At 71.1% G+C, this 6,032-nt stretch carries 6 protein-coding genes; 1 reads left to right on the top strand and 5 read right to left on the bottom strand.

Translation table 11 applies throughout. The features are described 5' to 3' along the window. From ACESL7_RS11965 to ACESL7_RS11955, 3 genes are all read right to left on the bottom strand, one after another. Window positions 1–402, bottom strand: a 402-nt coding sequence (locus tag ACESL7_RS11965) for a CoA-binding protein (protein ID WP_372893550.1), incomplete at its 3' end; no start/stop codon positions are given. 12 nt (window positions 403–414) lie between these two features. Beyond that, the gene (locus ACESL7_RS11960; RefSeq protein ID WP_372893549.1) at window positions 415–1,587 is read right to left on the bottom strand and encodes a malate--CoA ligase subunit beta; all 1,173 of its coding nucleotides are present in this window, start codon (window positions 1,585–1,587) and stop codon (window positions 415–417) included. 84 nt (window positions 1,588–1,671) lie between these two features. Continuing rightward, a complete protein-coding gene (locus ACESL7_RS11955) occupies window positions 1,672–2,871 on the bottom strand; it encodes an aminotransferase class V-fold PLP-dependent enzyme (protein ID WP_372893548.1) in 1,200 nt (399 codons plus the stop codon). Window positions 2,872–3,030: 159 nt separating this feature from the next. Between ACESL7_RS11955 and ACESL7_RS11950 the strand changes: the two genes are divergently transcribed. After that, a complete protein-coding gene (locus tag ACESL7_RS11950) occupies window positions 3,031–4,425 on the top strand; it encodes a helix-turn-helix domain-containing protein (RefSeq protein WP_372893547.1) in 1,395 nt (464 codons plus the stop codon). A gap of 277 nt (window positions 4,426–4,702) precedes the next feature. On the opposite strand, the gene ACESL7_RS11945 is transcribed toward ACESL7_RS11950, so the two are convergent. Beyond that, complete coding sequence (locus ACESL7_RS11945) at window positions 4,703–5,617, bottom strand: fumarylacetoacetate hydrolase family protein (protein ID WP_372893546.1); 915 nt, start codon at window positions 5,615–5,617, stop codon at window positions 4,703–4,705. A gap of 25 nt (window positions 5,618–5,642) precedes the next feature. Further along, window positions 5,643–6,032: cupin domain-containing protein (locus ACESL7_RS11940; RefSeq protein ID WP_372893545.1), on the bottom strand; the 390-nt coding region annotated here is incomplete at its 5' end.

The raw sequence follows: 6,032 nt of genomic DNA, 5'->3' as shown, positions 1-6,032 counted from the left end.
CGGGGAGATCACGCCGGCGCAGTTGGGCCCGATCAGCCGCATCCGCCGCTCCAGCGGATAGCGCAGCAGGAAGCGCTTGACCTCCATCATGTCCTGCGCCGGGATGCCGTCGGTCACGCAGACGGCGGTGCGGATGCCGGCGTCCGCGGCCTCCATGATCGCGTCGGCGGCGAAGGGGGGCGGCACGAAGATCAGGCTCGCCTCGGCGCCCGTCGCCGCCACTGCCTCGCGCACGGTGTCGAAGACGGGGCGGCCCAGCACCTCCTCTCCGCCCTTGCCGGGGGTCACCCCGGCGACGACGTCGGTGCCGTGCGCGATCATCTCCTCGGCGTGGAAGCGGCCGATGCGGCCGGACATCCCCTGCACGAGGACCCTGGTGGTCTCGTCGATCAGAATCGCCATGTCGGGTCTCCTTCAGGCAGCGCGTTGCGCGCGGGCGGCGACGGCGGCCTCGGCCGCCTCGGCCAGGGTCTCGGCGGTGACGAGCGGCAGGCCCGAGGCGCGCAGGATGCGCCGCCCCGCCTCGACGTTGGTGCCGGAGAGGCGCACCACCACCGGAGCCGTCAGCCCGAGCTCGCGATAGGCCCGCACCACCCCCTCGGCCACCCAGTCGCAGCGGTTGATCCCCGCGAAGATGTTGACGAGCACGACGGCGACGTTCGGATCGGCGAGCACCGTGCGGAAGGCCTGCGTCACCCGCTCCGGGCTCGCGCCGCCGCCGATGTCGAGGAAGTTGGCGGGGGTGCCCCCGGCGAGCTGGATCATGTCCATCGTCGCCATGGCGAGGCCGGCACCGTTGATGATGCAGCCGATATCGCCGTCGAGGCCCACGTAGGCGAGCCCGTGATCGGCCGCCGCGCTCTCGCGCGGGTCCTCTTGGGAGGGGTCGCGCAGCGCCGCGATCTGCGGGCGGCGGAAGAGCGCGTTGCCGTCGACGCTCATCTTGGCGTCGAGCGCGACGAGATCGCCCGCGCCGGTGACGACCAGCGGGTTGATCTCGAGCATCATGGCGTCGGTCTCGCGCCAGGCGCGGTAGCAAGCGCGCAGGATCGCCACCATCTGCGCCACCTGCCCGCCGCGGAGGCCCAGCGCGAAGGCGAGCTCGCGCGCCTCGAAATCGCGGAGGCCCGTGGCCGGGTCGATCGCCCGCCGGTGCAGCGCCTCCGGCGCGCGCGCGGCAAGCTCCTCGATCTCCATGCCGCCCTCGGCGGAGGCGACGATCATCGTCCGCTCCTCGGTGCGGTCGAGGACGAGGCCGAGGTAGAGTTCCCGCGCGATCCCGGTCGCCGCCTCGACCCAGACGCTACCCACCGTCTTGCCGGCCGCGTCCGTCTGGCGGGTGACGAGGCGCGTGCCGATGAGCCGGGCGGCGGCCTCGCGCACCTCCGCCTCGGAGCGGCAGAGCGTCACGCCGCCGGCCTCGCCGCGCCCGCCCGAGTGCACCTGCGCCTTGACGACCCAGCCCGCGCCGCCGAGCGCCGCCGCCTTGTGCGCCGCCTGGTCCGGGGTGGTGGCAAGCCCGCCCCGCGGCACCGGAACGCCCGCGTCGCGCAGGATCTCCTTCGCCTGATACTCGTGAATATCCATGGGTCCTCTCCCGTCGTAAGGGCAATAGGGGAGCGGGCGGCGCGGAGGGCCGCGCCGTCAGCCGGTCGTCGGTCAGGGGCGGCGCTACTCGGCCGCGACGCGCAGCGCGGGGGCCTCGGCGGCGCCGGCAAACCAGGCCATCGCGGCCGCCGGGCCGCGGCCGAAGTCGACCTGCATCCCCGCCTCGGCGAGCGCCATCTCGGCCACCGAGAGCGCGGTCAGGCACATGCCCTCGTTCAGATCGCCGAGGTGGCCGATGCGGAACACCTTGCCGTCGAGCCGGGCGAGGCCCGAGCCGAAGGAGGTGTTGTAGCGCGTGTAGGCCGCGCCGATCACCTCCCGCGCGTCGATCTCGGGCGGCACGCGGATCGCGCTCACCGTGTCGGAGTAGAGCGAGGGGTGCTCGGCCACGAGGTCGAGCCCCATCGCCTGAACCCCGCGGCGCACCCCCTCGGCGAGCCGGCGGTGCCGCGCGATCACGGCGTCGAGCCCCTCCTCGAAGATCAGGTCGAGCGCGGCGCGCAGCCCGTGCAGGAGCTGCGTCGGCGGCGTGTAGGGGAAATACCCGCCGGCGTTCATCTTAACCATGTCGGCGAACTCGAAGTAGGCGCGGCGCATGGTGGCTGTCTTCGACGCCTCCATCGCCTTCTCGCTGACGCCGAGGATGCCGAGGCCCGCCGGCAGCATCAGCCCCTTCTGCGAGCCGGTCACGGCGAGGTCCACGCCCCAGTCGTCCATGCGGAAGTCGATCGAGCCGATGGAGGAGACGCCGTCCACGAACAGAAGCGCGTCGTGGAAACATTCGTCGAGCGCGCGGCGCACCGCGGCGACATCGGAGGTCACGCCGGTCGCCGTCTCGTTGTGGGTGACGAAGACCGCCTTGATCCGCCCCTCGCGGTCGGCGCCGAGACGGCGGGCGAATTCCTTGACCGGCACGCCCGCGCCCCAGGGGGCGTCCACCACCTCCACCTCGAGGCCGAGCCGCTCGGCCATCTGCGCCCAGAGGGTCGAGAACTGCCCGTGCCGCGCCATGAGCACCCGGTCGCCGGGGTCGAGCGTGTTGGTGATCGCCGCCTCCCAGGCGCCGGTCCCCGAGCCGGGGAACATGAAGACGCGGCCCGTCCGGGTGCGGAGCACGCGCTTCAGCCCGTCGAAGAGATCGAGCGTCAGCTCGCCGAAGTCGGGGGCGCGCATGTCCTGCATGGGCACGTTCATCGCCTGCCGCACCCGCTCGGGGATGTTGGTCGGGCCGGGGACGAAAAGATGGGTCTGTCCGGTGCGCATGGGCTCGCTCCTTGGGGCTCTGGTCTCGTGTTGGCGCCTCTCTGCCAGCGCCCGCGATCTGTGCAAAACCAATTCGGGTCCTGCTGTGAATGCGAAGATTTACAGCACCGCGAATATGTGAAATTGTAAAACATACAGGCGTAAAGCGTGTGCAAAGGCATGCAGAAAACCTTCATCGGTCCCCACCTGCGCCGGCTCCGGCGCGAGCGCGGCGAGACGCAGGCGCAGATGGCGCGCACGCTCGGCATCTCGACCTCCTACGTGAACCTGCTCGAGAACAACGAGCGCTCGGTCTCGGTGCCGGTGCTGCTCAAGCTCATGGAGGCCTACGGCGTCGACTGGCGCGCGGTGACCGAGGACGAGGGCGCCACCCGGCTCGCCGACCTGCGCGCCGTGCTGCAGGACCCGCTCTTCGAGGATGGTCGCCCGGACCTGCCCGAGCTGCGCGCCGCGCTCGATCACAGCCCCGCCCTTCTCGAGAGCTTCCTGACCCTCTACCGCGCCTTCCAGTCCGCGACCGAACAGCTCGGCTCCGCCGAGCCCGGCGCCGGCGCCCGGCTCGTCGCGCCGCCGGAAGCGGCGGTGCACGACGTCTTCCGCCGGCACCGCAACCATTTCCCCGAACTCGAACGCGCCGCGGCGGCCTTCTGGGAGCGCCCGCCGCCCCCCGACGAGATCTACGGCCACGCCAAGCGCCGCCTGCGCGACCGCCTCGGCATCGCCACCCGCCTCGTCCCCGTCGAGGAGTTGCCCGATGCGCTGCGCTTCTTCGACGAGGCACGCGGCGAGATCCTTCTGAGCCAGGCGCTCGACCACCCGAACCGCGTGTTCCAGCTGATCCATGTCGCGGGCCTCGTGCAGCATCGCGACCTTCTCGACCGGCTGCTCGACCGCTTCGGCATCGCCGACGCGCAGGGCGCCGCGCGGTGCCGCGTGGAACTCGCCAATTACTTCGCCGCGGCGGTGCTCATGCCCTACGACACCTTCCTCGAAGAGGCGCGGGCGTCGAAATACGACATGGACCACATCGCCACCCGCTTCGGCGTGAGCTTCGAACAGGCCTGCCACCGCGCCACCACCCTGAGCCGCGACGGCGCGCAGGGCGTGCCCTTCTTCTTCCTGCGGGTGGACAAGGCGGGCAACGTCACCAAGCGCTTCAACGCGACGAGTTTCCACCTCGCCGAGCATGGCGGCGCCTGTCCGCGCCTCGACGTGCACACCTCGTTCCGCACGCCGGGGCGCATCGTGCCTCAGTTCGTCGAGATGCCCGACCGGAGCCAGTTCTTCGTCTTCGCGCGCACCGTGGACCGGCCGACCTTCGCCCGGCACACGCAGGACATCCGCCTCGCCGTGGCGATGGGCTGCGCGATCGAGCACGCCGGCGAGATCGGCTATGCCGAGGGCTTCCGCGTCGCCGGCGCGCAGATGACGCCGGTGGGCATCAACTGCCGCATCTGCCCGCGCGCGAACTGCGACCAGCGGGCCCACCATGCCGCGATCCTCGCGCGCCCGGTGGACGCCCGCCGACGCGGCGCCACGCGGTACGACGGCTGAGCGGACCGAGGAGGGGGCGCTGCCCCCTCTTGGCCTGCGGCCAATTCACCCCCGGAGTATTTGCGCCAAGATGATGGGGCGGGCGATGCCCTTCCTGTCATCACCTTGGATCAAATACTCCGGGGGGTGAGGCCCGGAACGGGCCGAGGGGGGCAGCGCCCCCCTGAGCGCACGCAGTGCCAGAGAGCTTGCGGCCGCAAGGCCGCTCCGCTCGGTCAGCGGGGCCGTGGGGTGCACCTCGACGCGGCGGGCGGGAGCGCTGTCGTGGCCGTGCCGGTCAGCCCTTTTTCACCACCGGGTTGCGCATGGTGCCGATCCCGTCCACGCCGTATTCGATCACGTCGCCGGGCCACATCCATTCCTGCGGCTCGCGGCCCGCACCGACGCCCTCGGGCGTGCCGGTGGCGATCACGTCGCCCGGCTCCAGCGTCATGCCGGAGGCGATGTCGGCGATCAGATGCGGGATCCTGAAATACATGAAGCCGGTATTGGAGCGCTGCTTCTCCTCGCCGTTCTTCGTGAGCCAGAGGTCGAGGTCGTGCGGATCCGCGATCTCGTCGGCGGTGACGATGCAGGGACCGAAGGGGGCGTAGCTGTCCTGCCCCTTGGAGAAGATCCACTGTCCCGCGCGGCGGTTGTCGCGTGCCGAGACGTCGAGCATCACCGAGTAGCCGAAGACATGCCCCATCGCGTCCTCTTCGCGGATCCGCGTGGCGGCGGTGCCGATCACCACGGCCAGTTCCACCTCCCAGTCGAGCTGCCGGGTCATGGCGGCGTCGTGCAGGATGGGCGCGTCCGGGCCGATCACGGCGGTGGGCGGCTTGGAGAAGACGACGGGCTTTTCCGGCATCTCGATCGAGGTGTCGAGGCCGCGCGCGCTCTCCTCGATGTGCTTGACGTAGTTGAGGCCGATCCCGAAGACGTTCTTGCGCGGGCGCGGGATCGGCGCCATGAGCGTGACGTTGGCGCGCGGCTGGGTGCAGCCCAGCGGCCAGTCGCCCTCCATCTCCCCGACGAGCTCCGAGGCGACGCGCACCGCGTCGGGGCCAAGCTCGATGAAATCGAGCATCGTGTCGGGCAACGGCTCGCCCGTCGCCTCGCCGAGGCGGGCGAGATCCACCACGCGGTCGTCGACGAGCGCGCCGAGGCGCCCGGCATCCGCCGGGTGCCGGCGGTAGGTCACAAGCTTCATGTTCGTCCCTCGTCCTTGTTCGGGGTCAGGCCGTGGCGGTCACGTCCTGGTGGCCCCCGTTGTCCGGGTAGGCCTGCTCGCGGTAGAACTTCAAGGCCTCCATCACCGGGAAGTCGTTGAAGGAGAAGAGGCAGGCGTCGTCGCCCGCGTCGAGGTTGCAGTGCTCGTGCCAGACCCAGGGCGGCACGCAGAAGATGTCCTTCTCCTGCCAGTCGTAGCGCACGCCGCCGATCACGCTGTAGCCCCTGCCCCTGGCGACCTGGTAGATGACGTTGCCGGTGTGGCGGTGGGCCCTGGTGTGCTCGCCCGGCCGCAGCATCTGCATCGACGCGCCCATGGTGGCCATCGGGTGCCCGCCGGTCTGCGGGTTCACGAAGCGCATGTAGATACCGTCGTGGGGGTCGCCGTCGGTGAC

The organism is Rhodosalinus sp. (assembly GCF_041685465.1).
Taxonomy (GTDB): Bacteria; Pseudomonadota; Alphaproteobacteria; order Rhodobacterales; family Rhodobacteraceae; genus Rhodosalinus.
This window is presented reverse-complemented; position numbering and strand designations above follow the sequence as displayed.